Annotated in this window: 15 protein-coding genes; 10 read left to right on the forward strand and 5 right to left on the reverse strand. The window is 45.8% G+C overall.

Features of this window, described 5'->3' with window-relative positions:
* Window positions 1–209 precede the first annotated feature (209 nt).
* From NYE29_RS23205 to NYE29_RS23215, 3 genes are all read left to right on the forward strand, one after another.
* Entirely contained in the window at window positions 210–692 is a 483-nt protein-coding gene (locus NYE29_RS23205) for a DUF2975 domain-containing protein (RefSeq protein WP_340897701.1), read from the forward strand.
* 10 nt (window positions 693–702) lie between these two features.
* Window positions 703–921: a helix-turn-helix domain-containing protein gene (locus NYE29_RS23210; protein ID WP_038593853.1), complete on the forward strand. Its 219-nt coding sequence runs from the start codon at window positions 703–705 to the stop codon at window positions 919–921.
* A 205-nt stretch (window positions 922–1126) separates the two neighbouring features.
* Window positions 1127–2623 carry a serine hydrolase domain-containing protein gene (locus tag NYE29_RS23215; protein WP_340897702.1) on the forward strand — a complete coding sequence of 499 codons (1497 nt, stop codon included), beginning with the start codon at window positions 1127–1129 and terminating at the stop codon, window positions 2621–2623.
* 26 nt (window positions 2624–2649) lie between these two features.
* On the opposite strand, the gene NYE29_RS23220 is transcribed toward NYE29_RS23215, so the two are convergent.
* Complete coding sequence (locus tag NYE29_RS23220; RefSeq protein WP_340897704.1) at window positions 2650–3309, reverse strand: histidine phosphatase family protein; 660 nt, start codon at window positions 3307–3309, stop codon at window positions 2650–2652.
* A 155-nt stretch (window positions 3310–3464) separates the two neighbouring features.
* Between NYE29_RS23220 and NYE29_RS23225 the strand changes: the two genes are divergently transcribed.
* The gene (locus NYE29_RS23225; RefSeq protein ID WP_340897706.1) at window positions 3465–4364 is read left to right on the forward strand and encodes a LysR family transcriptional regulator; all 900 of its coding nucleotides are present in this window, start codon (window positions 3465–3467) and stop codon (window positions 4362–4364) included.
* Window positions 4365–4491: 127 nt separating this feature from the next.
* On the opposite strand, the gene NYE29_RS23230 is transcribed toward NYE29_RS23225, so the two are convergent.
* Window positions 4492–5478 carry a hypothetical protein gene (locus NYE29_RS23230; RefSeq protein WP_340897707.1) on the reverse strand — a complete coding sequence of 329 codons (987 nt, stop codon included), beginning with the start codon at window positions 5476–5478 and terminating at the stop codon, window positions 4492–4494.
* Window positions 5456–6424, reverse strand: a complete 969-nt coding sequence (locus NYE29_RS23235) for an AraC family transcriptional regulator (RefSeq protein WP_340897709.1) — start codon at window positions 6422–6424, stop codon at window positions 5456–5458. The genes NYE29_RS23230 and NYE29_RS23235 overlap by 23 nt, the downstream gene beginning before the upstream one ends.
* A gap of 168 nt (window positions 6425–6592) precedes the next feature.
* On the opposite strand from NYE29_RS23235, the gene NYE29_RS23240 reads away from it, so the two are divergent.
* The 5 genes from NYE29_RS23240 to NYE29_RS23260 are packed head-to-tail and all read left to right on the forward strand — an operon-like array spanning window position 6593 to window position 11501.
* Window positions 6593–6835, forward strand: coding sequence for an acyl carrier protein (locus tag NYE29_RS23240; protein WP_340897711.1), 243 nt, complete (start codon window positions 6593–6595; stop codon window positions 6833–6835).
* Window positions 6832–8166, forward strand: a complete 1335-nt coding sequence (locus NYE29_RS23245; protein WP_340897712.1) for a hypothetical protein — start codon at window positions 6832–6834, stop codon at window positions 8164–8166. Before NYE29_RS23240 ends, NYE29_RS23245 begins: the two co-directional genes overlap by 4 nt.
* A gap of 13 nt (window positions 8167–8179) precedes the next feature.
* Window positions 8180–9298 carry a UDP-glucuronosyltransferase gene (locus NYE29_RS23250; protein WP_340897715.1) on the forward strand — a complete coding sequence of 373 codons (1119 nt, stop codon included), beginning with the start codon at window positions 8180–8182 and terminating at the stop codon, window positions 9296–9298.
* A complete protein-coding gene (locus NYE29_RS23255; RefSeq protein WP_340897716.1) occupies window positions 9298–10491 on the forward strand; it encodes a radical SAM/SPASM domain-containing protein in 1194 nt (397 codons plus the stop codon). Before NYE29_RS23250 ends, NYE29_RS23255 begins: the two co-directional genes overlap by 1 nt.
* Window positions 10488–11501 (forward strand): Gfo/Idh/MocA family protein, encoded by a 1014-nt coding sequence (locus NYE29_RS23260; RefSeq protein WP_340897717.1) that lies wholly within the window; start codon window positions 10488–10490, stop codon window positions 11499–11501. The genes NYE29_RS23255 and NYE29_RS23260 overlap by 4 nt, the downstream gene beginning before the upstream one ends.
* A gap of 69 nt (window positions 11502–11570) precedes the next feature.
* Here NYE29_RS23260 and NYE29_RS23265 read toward each other — a convergent pair whose 3' ends face one another.
* Window positions 11571–12323 (reverse strand): nucleotidyltransferase domain-containing protein, encoded by a 753-nt coding sequence (locus NYE29_RS23265; protein ID WP_340897719.1) that lies wholly within the window; start codon window positions 12321–12323, stop codon window positions 11571–11573.
* Window positions 12324–12546: 223 nt separating this feature from the next.
* Here NYE29_RS23265 and NYE29_RS23270 point away from each other — a divergent pair, with 223 nt between their 5' ends.
* Window positions 12547–13533 carry an aldo/keto reductase gene (locus NYE29_RS23270; protein WP_340897720.1) on the forward strand — a complete coding sequence of 329 codons (987 nt, stop codon included), beginning with the start codon at window positions 12547–12549 and terminating at the stop codon, window positions 13531–13533.
* A gap of 88 nt (window positions 13534–13621) precedes the next feature.
* Here NYE29_RS23270 and NYE29_RS23275 read toward each other — a convergent pair whose 3' ends face one another.
* On the reverse strand, window positions 13622–14962 hold the full coding sequence (locus NYE29_RS23275) for a hypothetical protein (protein WP_340897722.1): 1341 nt from the start codon (window positions 14960–14962) through the stop codon (window positions 13622–13624).
* Between the last annotated feature and the right edge of the window lie 91 nt (window positions 14963–15053).

The raw sequence follows: 15053 nt of genomic DNA on the forward strand, positions 1-15053 counted from the left end.
GTCTGTTATCGCAGGTTTGAGTGAACGTAAAGGGCGTCGCACTTAAGTGACGAAAAGATAAAAGCTTCTGCAGCATAGTGCTGCAGGAGCTTTTTTGTCTTTTACATATTAACAACAATAATATATTTAAATTCACTAATTATTTATTGAAAAACGATAAATTATATGCTAAAGTCATATTAAATTTAAACATAAGTGAGGGGCTTTTTATGAAACGAGGAACAACACTCTTTTTAAAGGCAGCAGTTATTCTGATTGGAATCCCGGTTCTGGCTTTGTGCATATTTCTGGTACCTGAGATCGCGAGTTTTGCAGCAGAATTGTATCCGGAGATGACGTACATCCAATTTCTCGTTTATCTCGATTTATATGCATCGGCGATTCCTTTTTACATTGCTCTGTATCAAGCTTTTAAACTTCTGGGCTATATTGACAAGAACAAAGCTTTCTCAGAATTATCAGTACGAGTATTAAAAAATATAAAATTCTGTGCGATTACAATCAGCAGCGTGTATGTGTTAGGCATGCCACTCTTCTATCTCATAGCGGAGAAGGATGATGCCCCTGGAATCATAGTCATCGGATTGATTATTATCTTTGCCTCCATGGTGATTGCCGTTTTTGCTGCTGTTCTCCAAAGGCTTTTAACAGAGGCGATTGAACTAAAATCTGAAAATGATTTGACAGTCTGAGGTGAAAACTATGGCGATTATAATCAATATTGATGTGATGTTGGCTAAGCGGAAAATGAGCGTAACCGAACTTACGGAGAGGGTTGGAATCACGATGGCTAACCTGTCTATATTAAAAAATGGAAAGGCAAAAGCAATTCGCTTCTCCACTTTAGAGGCGATTTGTAAGGCTTTAGAATGTCAGCCTGGCGATATCTTAGAATACAAAAGTGACGAAGATACTAATTGACCTGAAATGTCTAAAAATAGTTCAAAGAAGCTTCTGCTGATGTTTTGGCAGGAGCTTTTTTGGTTGTCTTTAAGTTTGTGTAAACGGTTAGTGGAGAGGATTCCTGTCAAATAGTTGCAGAGAAGTTGAGGAATAGAACGTCTAACTAAATGAAGAACGATGCTGTACGGAGTATGAAATAATACGAACATGAAGAGGAGAGACAATGAAGAACTTATTTAGGAGAAAAGGCTTAGCACTAGCAAGTGTAATCTTGCTTATTGTAATCATTACTGCCGCTGTTGACAGGGGCGCGTTTGGAACGTTGTTTACGGTAGGGAAATATGATACTGAGGAGCATATGGTAGAGACCCTTATGGCCAAAACAGCGACTCCAGGAGTAGCGATAGTCTCATCCAAGCAGGGCAATACAGATTATAAAGTATACGGATACGCAGATGTTGACCTAGACAAGAAGGTCACTGAAGAATCGTTATTTGAATTGGGATCGACGACCAAGGCGTTTACAGCTCTGGCTATTATTCTGTTGAAAGATGAGGGGAAATTGGCTTATTCGGATGCTGTCTCAGAGTATCTTCCCCGTTTTGTCCCAACCTTTCAAGAAGAGAATGTGAATATTACAATTGATCAGCTGTTAGCTCATACAAGTGGGATTCCGTCTTGGAGTATAAAGTTAATTCCTGAAGGAACTACTGAGAATCTGCTTGACGAAACCATAAATAATATTTCAGATATTTCATTGGATACATACCCGGGGGCAGAATATCAGTATGCAACTGTAAATTATGATATTCTGGCGATGATTATTGAGAAAGTTACAGGTACAAGCTATCAGAATTATGTAACTCAGAATATACTGGTTCCGCTAAAAATGACGGACAGTTATTTTTCAACAGGTCAGGAACAGAAACCGGATCAGCTTACCAGAGGATACCGGGTGTTTTTCGGCAAAAGCTTCCAATATGATGCCCCCAGATATTATGGGAATATTGCTGCTGGATATTTGGTGACGAATATAAAGGATTTGGAGCATTGGATGAATGCCCAATTAGGAATGGGTGATATCCCGGAGGGTCTGAGGAGAGCTATTCAGCAATCTCATGAGGTGGGCCTCCAAACCGCTGGATATGAAGAGAAGAACCAATACTATTCATACGGTTGGAGTAATGATCCAGAAGAACGGGTGATTAGCCACAGTGGAAGTAATCCTAATTATTCCTCACATTTTATTATGGATATAGGGAAACTTGAGGCCGTATTAGTATTAACTAATTTGAATTCAACTGCACCTTCGCTGATTGCACATAACCTGCATGAGAATATGAATGGTAATCCAATGAATAAATTTACATACGATGACAGTTATATATTGCTTGATTTGATCTTTTCGTTCCTGGCCTTACTAGCAGCCATTAGTTTAAGTCTTAAGGTGATTAAATTAGCTGGAGGAAGCAAGCAAAATAAAAATGTTGAAAAGACAAGGAACAAGAGGATTATAGTGATTTTTGTTATTATCCTAAGAGCGATGTTGCTGGTATTAGTTATATTCTGGCCTTATCTGTTAAACAATAATTACTACATGATTAGCGTGTGGATGTCGTATTCACTATTCCTATGGATGGGGCTTGTTTCACTCAGCTGCATGTTATCAATTATATTGAATTTGAAAAAGATGGGAGTCCTTAGGAGCAATTTGTCCTAGCTAAGCCTGAACCGGTCTCCCATCTGCTAACAAATAGCTTTACCGATTTTGCTTTCCTGGTTCTGTGCTCCACGATAATGTGAAGTATCACCCAGCAAATCGACGTGTGGTATTCCATTTATTACTTGTACTTTACATAAAGCAGTGGAGAAAATATCCGGCATTTCCCCGATTTCCCGCAGTGTTTTATTGAGAAAATGAGCCATTATAACTTTCAAGGTCATTCGGTGTGTAACAATGAGCAGCTTCTGTCCCGGGTTATCATTAAGGATGCACTCAACAGCGGGAATCACCCTTTGTTCTAGCTGTTCGTACGTCTCGCCTAAGCTGACAGGAACATATAGATCAGGACTGGTGAAAAATCGAGCATATTGCAAGGGATAATCTTGCTCTATTTGCTCGGTTTTCATTCCTTCCCATATCCCCATATTGATTTCCATCAATTCATCCAACTGTTGAATAGGCAGCGTTCGATTTCCCCTCAAAATTTGCGCGGTATGCAATGCTCTTAGACTGCTACTTGAATAGATCGCGCCTAAGTTCTCTCCCTCTAAACGCTCCTTCAACCATTCAGCTTGCTGCTTTCCCAGGTTAGTAAGAGCTGAATTCTGATGCCCTTGCATTCTCTTCTGCAAATTCCATTCTGTCTGCCCATGGCGGGTTAAATATAATACGGTTTCTGTCATGTTCGAAGCCTCCCTTATTTATAGATGTAAGTATAAAATAAGAGAATATAAATAAACATTATATAATAATTAATATTCATAATGTATATTTATAGTTGTAAATTCCTGTTTGCACAAATACAGCGTTCCATTCATATCGTTAGGAAGGTATTCAGATGAACTTTCATGTATTGAGATTGTTTTATTACGTGGCGATAACAGGTAGTGTAACCAAAGCCTCGGAGCGATTGCATATCAGCCAACCCGCGATATCCGCACAGATTCGTAAGTTTGAACGGGAGAATAACATTACGTTATTAGAAGTGAGAGGGAAGAGGATGGCGCTCACACCACTTGGACACAGGCTGATCCAGCCACTTGAGAAACTGTTTGCTATGGGTGAACAAATAGAGCAAATGATTGAAGATTATCACAAATTTCCGATGGGGAATATCCGCATCGCAGGCAATTACCTTGCTACAAGCCTGCTCATTCCCAGATGGGCCTCCTTATTTAAACAACGGTTTCGCGATCTTGGAATTCAGATTTCGACCGCCAATTCTTACGAAACTATGGAAAAATTAATAAACTTTGAAGCGGACGTGGCTATTTACAGTGATATGGAGTTTCCTTCCCATAATACGGGAAACTTTGAATACCGCGAATTGTACAAGGATGAGTACGTGTTTGTGGTTTCTTCCGGGCACCCTTTTGCCAAGCAGCAGGTCTGTCTTGAAGACATGGTATCTGAGGCGTTTATTATGAGAGAGGAAGGCAGTGCGGCCAGAGAGAGACTGCTTCGGCTGTGCGAAGACAGAAAAGTAGGGCAACCCAAGATCGAACTGCAATTTAATGGAGTGAACGAGACGATTCTGGCCGTGATAGCCGGTTATGGAATTACCTTTGTCTCTTCCTTGTTGGCACAGCCCTATCTTGATCTGGGGACGTTAGCCAAGGTTGAAACAGGAGACACTGTGACCAAGCATTCAATATGGATGGCCAGCAGACCCAAGGCACAGCAGGAAAGTTATGTTCAGTCGTTCATTGCACTGGTCATGGAACAATTAGAAAAGTAGTTGCTTGAACAGAGATAAAAAAACTCAAGCCGTTAACGAATTTTTAAAATCTATTTGATCTAGGCGTAATAAGAGAAGACCGTTCCTAATAAGGAGCGGTCTATTTGTAGTGGTGTCTATGGGAAATCTAACTCTTGAAAGCGGGCTGGTTCACTAATTGCACCAGCTCAAGCAGCAGCTCTTCTTCCGAGTGAATGATTTCAAGCATTTTCTTATGGATTTTGCCGCGTTGTGCCGGTTTGTTACCCGAACGCATCACCTTTATCATAAATTGATTCACCATATTCCACATCTCCCCGGCAATCCGGTAGCCCTCGGCAATCCGGGTAAGCTCAGGCACTTCTTGATCAGCGGAAATGGCACTCAGGAAAAGGCTGTACCTTATCCGTGTGATCGGAAGGGTGTTGGCAGCCAGCAAGAAATAGGCACTATATTCCTCGGGATTCTCGGCGATTATTCCTGTCTCGAGGTAGGCATCAGCATAGGCCCTTAGATGCTCCGCAACCTGGAGCGGCTGGACTTCATGCTCTTGATTCAGCAGCGTATGCTCAAGGGCAAGGCGCCATTGCCCAAGGGGGCGCGATGGTTCGCACAGGCTGAACTCTGCGAAGAAATGGCAGGCGGACTCCCATTCATCCAAATCCACCGTTTCCAGGGGACGGCTGTAGTAGCCATCCGTTAAATAAATCTTCCGGCTTGAACGATCGACGCCTACAGCCAGACAGGCATGTGAAGTATGCAGCCTACGGTAGGCCAGACACCAGGGGCAGCTATAGGAATCGAATCCTACCAGAACAGGCATGCCGCCAGCGAGCCGTTTCTCCAGCATTTCAAGCAAAAAAGACTTGTCCATCGCCGGCTCTTCCCGGTTAATATATGTGAAATTTATCCCATGATAAGCCGCCAGATACTCCTTGCTGATTCGCGGAGTAGATACCCGGTCGATGATGGACTGTTCTGAAGACCGTTGTTGCTTGAAGGAGAACTGCCAGGCATTGCCGTACATGTACTTGCTGTCTTTACCCTGCCATTCAGCCACTGATTGGATACAGTCATCGATACAGCTGCGAAGCGTAGGGTAGGGGGTGCTTTTAACGGGCAGGATGTTCAGCAAAACTTATCATCTCCTTGCCAACTGAGAAATGACTGTGCCCCCAATTGCGGTAATTCCCCGGTGTCATCCCGCTGTATTCGCGGAACAAACGGTAGAAGTATTTCATATCTCCAATCCCGACCTCAAGCGCAATCTTCTGAATGCCGAAGTCTGTGAACATCAGCAGTGCACAGCTGTATTTCATACGTATTTCCTGAAACACCTGGATATAGGATTTGCCGGTCTTCAGCTTGAACAGTCTTTGAAACTGGCGTGAGCTCATGGAAATATAGCGGCTGATCTCCTTCAATGAAATTCTCTGCTTAAAATTGCTGACCATATATAGAATTACATCATGCAGCGGATCATCTGCCTGCTGTAAACGGTCTGTGAAAGGAACACCCGCACAAGGCTCGACAATCCTTAGAAGTTCAAATAATAAGGGATACAGCCTCAGTGGATCCGCCGATGGGCTGTTGTTATGTAACTCCTGCATGCGGCGGAACAAGACCTCCAGTTCCATTCCCTGCCCATGGTATCCGAACCAGGATTTCTGTTCTTTCAGCAACCGCAACCGCAACCGCAACCGCAACCGCAACCGCAACCGCAACCGGAGTTGCTGTTCTTCATCGAACAGCCCCGTGAAGAGCGCCGGCAAAGCGGCAGGAAGCTTGAATACCTCAGGACTCAGCATACAGTTCAAGATCCGCAGCGGCTGTGTTCCACTCAGATCCCGGGGCTGGAACACATGGGATACCTCAGGCGGGATGACAAACAGATCACCTTTTGCAACCTGTATCTTGTCCCCGGCGATAAGCTGAATGCCCTCTCCCTCAAGTACATATGCGATCTCCATGAAATCATGCTGGTGGAGAACAGATGTGAGCGATTCTTCGGTCAGCAACACTTGAACCGGTGAATTTGTGTCAAATAGATATTCCCCAGCAACTACCGGAAAAACCTCCATAGACGAACCTCCGTTTCAGCTAGAAGTAGAAGAATAAGTAAGATTAGTAGTCTGGAATCCATTTAGTATAACTGAATATTTTGGCGCATTCAACCATATATTAACAGTTTTAAATTTGGTATATTCTTTTCATTCCATCCAAGTAAGCACAGAGAAAGGAGTATACACATGCAGCAAAAAGTTATTGAAATCATAGCGGAAATCAAGGAGGATCCGGCGTTATTGCAAACGCTTGACGGCAGCTCCGATTTGACGATTGACGCTGCTCTGGATTCACTCCAGATTATTAATTTTATTCTTAGGATCGAAGATGAGTTCAATGTCGAAGTTGATTTCGATACCTTTGATCTGGGGCATTTGAAATCGGTAGACCGTTTCACGGGTTATGTTGCCGGACTTACCGGACAATGAAGACTACGGTGCATTGCGGCAGCTTTGAGTCGGAACGGTACTGGCGGGAGAAAGACCTCGCCGCGCTGCCTTCCATTCCCGACCTGAGCGGGATGTCCATTGTGCAGGCTATGGATGAAATGCTGTTTGTATTCTGCGGCAGCGGCGATGTTCTGCTGACCCGTTACGGCATGAACAAAGCGCAGGTCGATTATTTGCATTCCCTCGGCTACGCATTCACTACCAATGTGTATCCGATGACATTGCAAGAGGAAGGTGCTGCGCAGGAGAGTCTGAATATATTTGAGCTGCTGGACAGACTGGACCCGGAAGGCCCATTAGCCAGGATGATACCCGGGGGAGCGTCGCTTTCTCCTTTTGCCGTGCTTCCCGGAACACAGAATGCCCTAAGGCGCTACCGCCTTCAGCCCGAACTGCCGGACGAGCAGACGGTACGCAGCGTGAACACCAAATCCTACTCGATTGCGATGCGGGACCGATTGTCGTTGCCGAACGTAGGGTTAACGGTTGACAGCGTCCAGGAATTGCTGCAGACCGGGCTGCAACTGCTGGAGAAGGGCCCATTCCTGATCAAAGATGAGTATGGTGTTTCCGGCAAAGGAAACCAGCTGGTAGATTCCGGGCGGACCCTGCGCAGAATTGCCGGGTATCTGGAATCCGGCAGGAATAAGGAGAAGCGAATCCGTTTTGTACTGGAGCGGCTGCTTGACCGCGAAATGGACTTCTCCTGTCAATTTCACATTGATCAAGCAGGTGCAATCTCCATTGTGTCTGTGCAGCAACTGGTGAACAACGGGTTTGCCTTCGGAGAATCACAGTCTCCCGGCAAAGCGCTGCTGGATAGGCTGGAGCAGGAGAATTATTGTGAAATCATGCACAGTATAGGGAGAAATCTCTACGAGGATGGCTATTATGGCGATGTCTGTGTCGATTCGATGCTGCTGCGCGACGGCTCAATTGCACCTCTGGTCGAGATTAACGCAAGAAAATCGATGAGTCTGATCAAGCACAGCGTAGACCGGTATCTGAACCGGGAAGACATCCATACGGTTCTGATTCAGGTTCCGCTGGTTTCTATGGAGCAAGCCTCTTATGAAGTGCTGCTGCGGCATTTGGAGCAAGCGAATATTCTGTTCGGCGCGGGAAACGGGGAAGGCGTGATTCCGTTAACTTCAGGTACGCTTCATCCGCCGGGCAAGGAGCACTCCGCAGGCACCAAAGGCAAGCTATATGCGGCGCTCGCTTACCGTGATACTGCGCATAAGAAGGAGCTGTCGGTCAAGCTGGACGAGGCGCTGCAAAGCAGCGGATATACTATTTTGCGGAAATGAAGGGAAGCAGCCAATGAAGGATACAGTGACAATACTATGTTCTGGCTTTGGGCTGGGCTTTTATGTCCCTGGCCTGCTGATTGAACGGGCGCTGAAGGTTTTGGGAATCAAGGCGGAGGTGGAGGTCTTCGAAACCTTAATGTTTGAGGATAAGAAGAAGACGACAGATAACAGCCGCAAAGCTTACAGGGAGAATTTTGCCGTGGCGCTGACTTCGCAAAAAATACCGGGGGATATCCGCAACAGCCTTGATCCCACTGTGGTCAAAGCGCTATTTGAACGTTGGCGCGGGGAAGGAAGGCAGCATTTCATTACACTCTCCGGACACTGGGTTCATGTACTGGATATGTACCGGGAAACGGCTTTTCATGAAGTCTTGGCCGATTTGCTCTATATCGATGCGGACCTCTCTCCTTCCTGGAAGAACCTCCGCAGACTGAACCCTGGATATGCGCAGGGCTACCATGAAGTGAACATGTATGACCTTGTGAATCGGAAGGTGCTGTGTAGAATTGATACGGGTATCGAGCCGCTGCCCATGCCGGTAAGGAATGGCCGTTTGGTTGTGCATGGCGGAGGTTGGGGAATCGGAACATTCCGCGAGAAATTCGCTGAGCTGGAGGCAGCGGGCTACCTGCTTGATATAGCTGCTTACAGCAATGAGGAGATCGGCGAAGAAATCCACGGAAGACACTACTATATGAATGATCCGCAGTGGAGGACATGGCTCCGTGACAGCAGCGGACACTACAGCTTCCCTCCCTTTGCCAAGGTGAGCGGCAGCGGGGAGAACCGGTTCCCGCCTTGCCAGAACTATCAGGAAGGCATGTATGGTGTTATCCGCCAGGCCTCCGCAGTCATCAGTAAGCCGGGGGGTGGTGCCTTGGTCGATTCACTGTCTTCCGGGACTCCGCTCGTGCTGCTGGACCCGTTCGGTCCCCACGAGCAAATCAACAGTGATCTCTGGGTCGGGCTTGGCTTCGGTATCCGTTATGAGGAGTGGAAGCAGGCTGGCTTTGACCGTGAACTGCTGCGGAGGTTATCGGAGAACATCCTAACATCGAGAGAACGGTATCCTGATTATGCCAAAAGCTATGCAGAACGTCTGTATGCAGCAGAAGGGAGAAGCTAATGCAACCAAGCAGCAAAGTAGCGCTGGACGCCAAGTCCTTTGAAGCGCTGAAACGCACCATCAAAAATGTAGTCGTTCCTCATAGAGAGCGGAAGCTTGATCCTGGCTTCAAGACCGTGATGCCGGAAATTATGTCGCTCAAGCTGACCAACCGTTGTAATCTTCGTTGCAAGCATTGCTATCAGTGGAATGAATCCGGCTATCACCATGATATGGACAAGGCCGAACAGAATCTCGACATGAGGCTGGACATGATCCGCGAACTGCTGGAGGAGACCGATGAAGCACAGTCCAGACTGTACTTGTGGGGTGGAGAGCCGTTGTTTCACCGCGATACACAGCAAATTCTGGAGCTGCTCAAGGCGCATCCCAGAGATACGACGATTTGCACCAATGCCCTTCTTCTCTCTAAATATGAAGAGGAGCTGTGTGCGATCTCGGACAACCTGGAACTGCTGATCCCGATTGAGGGCTTCGAGGAAGAACATGATCTGCTGCGGGGGAAAGGCTCTTTTCAAAAAGTGGTCGAGGTTGTGGACCGGCTGCTTGCCTTGCGGGAGCAAGGGAAGTTCAGAGGCAGAATATCAGTGCATAATGTGATCAATGACAATATGATCGGCAAGCTGTACGAAATGGTGGAATTCTTCGAGCAAAAGGGTGTCGATCTGGTGCTGCTCTGCTTCCCCTGGTATATATCCAGTGAGACCAGTCTGGAAATGGACCGGTTCTATGACGAGCGCTTCCAATGGCTTGCCGAGCTGAGCCCGGACCACCGCAGCAGCTGGCATGCCTTCAAGTATCATATCAAACCTGACAATGTGGTCAGGCTGACAGAAGATCTGAAACGGATCAATGCCCACACCTGGAAAAATACCCGCATCCGTTACCAGCCGGGACTGGACTTCGATGAGATTGAGGATTTCGTGGCCGGCAAGCCGATGGCATCCCGCAGCACCTCGAAATGTCTGGCGCTTAGCACCCGGGTCGATATTGCCCCGAATGGCGATGTGAGCGCCTGCAAGTTCTTTTCTGAGTTGTCCATCGGCAATGTAAACGAACAAACGCTAACAGATATTTGGAACTCCGAGCGTTATGACCGGCTGCGGCGGATTCTGGATGAAGGGTTGTCCCCGGCCTGCTCCAAGTGCAATGTGCTGTACCTGAATACCTATTCGGCACTGACACATGTATGAGGATTGAAGGCGGGAGACACTCTTACAAGCTCGGCATTCTCGGTGCTTCTAATATCATCAGGCCTGCTCTGCTGGAACCGGCTCGTTATGTTGATGATATTACCGTATCCGCTATTGCCAACCGCACTCCGGTAAAGGCCGTGGAACTGGCTTACGCATACAACATCCCCCAAGTTGCAGGCAGTCTTGAGGCGTTGCTGGAAATGAAGGAGCTGGATGCGGTATATATCGCTCTCAGTAACGATCTTCATGCAGAGTGGGCCCTCAAGGCACTGGCGGCTGGCAAGCACGTGCTGGTCGAGAAGCCAATTGCCTTGACTCCCGCAGAGGCGGAACAATTGGGGACGGCTGCGGCACAGCCTACAGCACCGAAGCTAGTCGAAGGCCTGATGGTGGCCCATCATCCTTGGCAGCAGGCGCTCAAATCTATCATTGATTCCGGTCAATATGGCCAGCTGCGCAGTCTGAAGACCCGCATAACCATTCCTGCCAAGGACCAACATTCCGGGAATTACCGCAGCATCAAGTCAAAAGGCGGCGGTGCCTTTGCCGACCTGGGCTGTTACTGGCTACAGTTCGTGGAGAACATAGTGGGGCTTCAACATGTACAAATCTCCGGGCAGTCGCAATTTGACGGTCCGGACGGCTGCGACTGGACTTTTCAGGCATCGCTTAAGTATGACAGCGGGCTGGATGCGGAATGTCTGATCTCCTTTGAGCTGCCTTACCGTGCCTCGCATACCCTTTATTTTGATCAGACGGTGCTGACGGTACCCGATTTCTTACGGCCGCTCAAAGGATTCTATCCTATGAAAATACGCCATGATCTGCCGGATGACCGCAGTACAGTTCAAGATTTTGAACCAATGAATTATTACGTGAACCAGCTTCGAGCTTTCGTTGAAATAATGGACGGGACCCGTGAAGCTGGACTGGAGCGTTCCTTGGAACGGGTAACTCTTCAAGCGCGAATGATGGCTGTGGCCGAACAAGCCTGGAGCTATAGGTAAATAAGAAAACAGTCTGCATCCGGTGGCCAGAACTGCTGGTCCAGGGATCAGACTGTTTTTTTGTGCGGATTAACGGTCTGACAAGGGAGGCGGCTGGTCTATCCAGTTGCGCTCATTGTTCTTTACATAAATCCCCAGTGCTTGGTCAGAGGAAAGCCCGGGGTTGTGGAAAGAGAGCATCATCGCTGCAAACCGTGTGCTTTTATTGACGTTCGGATTGAGTAGAAGCTCTGTAGCCCGCTGTTTGAAATCCTCCGGTTTGTGCGGTGCGGTCTCGACCGTTTCAAGCAAGGCCTTGTGGCTGGGAAAGAGCATACGGTTATAGGCCAGGATCATCCGCCCGCTGTAAAATACCAGATTGCTTACCGTATGCGCCATTAGATAGGCATCGTTATTTTTGGCGGCTTCCTTAGCGAAATAAAAAGCATGCAGATGAATCTGCGCGTTGAAGTCCCGCAAATTGCGCTCACGGTTCTCTTCGGGATAAATGGGGATTCGAGCTACAAGACGCTCCAGTTCAGGCATTCTTGAGAAAAGCACTTGTGAACCGGTAAACGCATACCGTGTCGCCTCGTTACCGCGCTCAGCGGCCAGCTCCAGAAAGTGGAGATTAATCACCTTCACATCCACATACCCGCCTTCATAGGTGCTGGCCTCCCGGTCCACATAAGACAGGTTGTTGTTTCTTGCATGCGCTTCGTAGGATTCATCAGTTACCAACAGATGGACATCCACATCGGAAGTTTCCTTCGCCCGGTCCCGGGCAACCGACCCAGAGGTGATGACCGCCAGACATGAAGCGTCAACTTTCAGCTTGTTCACGAAATTCTCCATTGTCTGTCTATGGTGTTCCAACATCAGGTTCATCCTCTCTATATTGTTTTTGCTCTATTAAGCGTAACGATTACCGTGTTTAGCGGCTATGGTCAATGAAGACATCTATTCATCCGCAGCGTGTAATAATTTCGCTTGCTTTGGAGTTAACTCCAAGGAGTAAACTACATTTGAAGGAAACAATATCTATGGGGAAGTGGGGAACAATCAAATGGAATATGTGAAACTCGGAAATACTGGTTTGGATGTCTCTCGGCTATGTCTGGGTTGTATGAGCTTTGGTGAAGCAGAACGATGGGTCCATCCATGGGTCCTTGATGAAGAGCGGAGTCGTCCCATTATTAAACAAGCTCTGGAGAATGGGATCAATTTTTTTGATACAGCAAATGTATATTCAGACGGAACAAGCGAGGAAATCGTTGGACGGGCTTTAAAGGATTATGCTAATCGCGATGAAATTGTCCTGGCGACGAAAGTTTATTTCCGGATGCATCAAGGCCCAAACGGTGCTGGACTCTCCCGAAAGGCGATCATGAGTGAAATAGATAAGAGTCTTAAGAGACTGGGAACAGATTATGTGGATCTGTACCAGATTCACCGCTGGGATTTCAATACTCCCATTGAAGAAACGATGGAAGCATTGCATGATGTTGTTAAGGCCGGGAAGGCTAGGTATATTGGTGCTTCTGCCATGTACGCTTGGCAGTTTCTAAAGGCATTAAATGTAGCTGAGAACAATGGATGGACTAAGTTTGTATCCATGCAGAATCATTTTAACCTCGTATACCGTGAAGAGGAGAGAGAGATGCTGCCGCTTTGTAAGGAAGAAAAAATCGCTGTTATTCCATATAGCCCACTTGCATCAGGGAGATTGACGCGTGATTGGTCGGAAACCACACATCGCTCCGAAACCGACCAAGTCCAGAAATCTAAATATGATGCGACTGCAAATACGGACCGGTTGATTGTAGAGAAAGTTGCAGCAATCGCAGAGCAACGTGGTGTTCCCCGTGCTCAAATTGCACTTGCCTGGGTGTTGCAGAAAGAACCGGTAACAACCCCAATTATCGGTGCCACGAAAATGTCTCACCTTGAAGATGCCGTAGCCGCTCTTTCCATTACGTTAACAGCTGAAGAAATTGCGTCGCTGGAAGAGCCATATGTTCCTCATCCGGTAGTGGGTCCTATTTCGATGTAATGATAAAATTGCAAGCTATGAACAGACAAAGCCACTAACCTGCGTTAGTGGCTTTTGGTCTCTTTTACTGATTGGAGATTCTTAGACCCTATTTAATTTCCCTTAAATAATCTTCTAGCTTTTGTACTTCAGTATAGGAGAGCTTTAATGAATATCCATCGTTAAAATCCAAAATAAATAAATGCTCAAATGCGTTGTTTGGCAAAGCATATTCGGTTGAATTCATTGATTTTCTTGTCTGAGGAAAGGCATTAGGAAATAACAATGCAGACAAAACCGATCTATCGATAGTCATTTCATCGTTAAATTGTGTAATGATTTCAACCCTAAAAGGAGTCTCTTCTGTAAAATAAGAAGTTGTTTTAGTCTCATTTTTACGCAGCTTTTTATATTGATCTATATAACTTAACAACCTGTCTCTGTAATCACGGTCAATGAGGACAAGCTTTGTTTCATTACGAATGGAGAACTCTGATGACTCAAATGAATCACCAAGGAATGAGAAATCATAGTAGTTGCTATGCAATGATTTTATAACCATTTTCTCAGTATCCGGGGAATTCGCAATTTCGACATTTTGACGTGATGTTATAAACTCATATCGATTTTGAACTCTTGAATTAAACTCTTCATTACGAATACCCTTCATTTCATTACGATTAATATTCAAATTAGCGCCGTAATACACGGGTAGGTGTATGCGGCTGTCCTTTTGCGATTCCACCTGATTCTTTGCATAATCTGGATTCAAATATTGTGTATACGGCTGATAGAATGAACTGTAAGTATGTGTTATTAGCTTGTCAATTTGATCTGGCGAGAGAGGAAAATCTAAAGATTCTAGGATACGACTTTCCTTAATATCAATTAAGTGATAATCAAGCTCTTTATCTTCAGCGAAAGGAGAACCAACCTCATAGATCAGAAATTCCCCCTCCGAGAACCCGTACTGCAGAACAAAATATAAGGTGTCTTCGTTATAAAAAAATACGCTCATTGGTTCATCATGTTGTAAAGTACTAAGATATGAATCTTCGGGAACTCTAAGCCTATATTCATATGGAAACCCTTCAATTTCCATAGCTAATATATTTTCGCTGGTTTTGTTATTGAAAAAAGGATTAACATCGATTAACTGGTATCTAACACTCTTATCATGGAAAACTGAAGACAGATACTCTTTTACATCAACGGGCTCCGAATACAAAAAATGAGGATCAGAGATAAAGCCGCCGTATAAAGGAAAGATTCCGGACCACTCAAAATTCCGCAAGTTATATTTATCTCGCTTGATTTCCACGTTGTTCCCATCATATTCTTTAGAAGATATTTGATTGAACCCGAAAATTTCTTTTTCATAAGTTCGTAAGATTAAGAACGAGAACACAACAAAAGAAACTAAAGTAATTATTATGTAAAATCTTTTCACTTTCATCGCTCCTACATAGTTGTTTCTATTTTATACAATATACTAAATGTATGAGATAGACATTGACTTTACTATACAGTTTTATTGTTGC

The organism is Paenibacillus sp. FSL M7-1046, assembly GCF_038007405.1.
In the GTDB taxonomy this organism is placed as follows: Bacteria; Bacillota; Bacilli; order Paenibacillales; family Paenibacillaceae; genus Paenibacillus_AQ.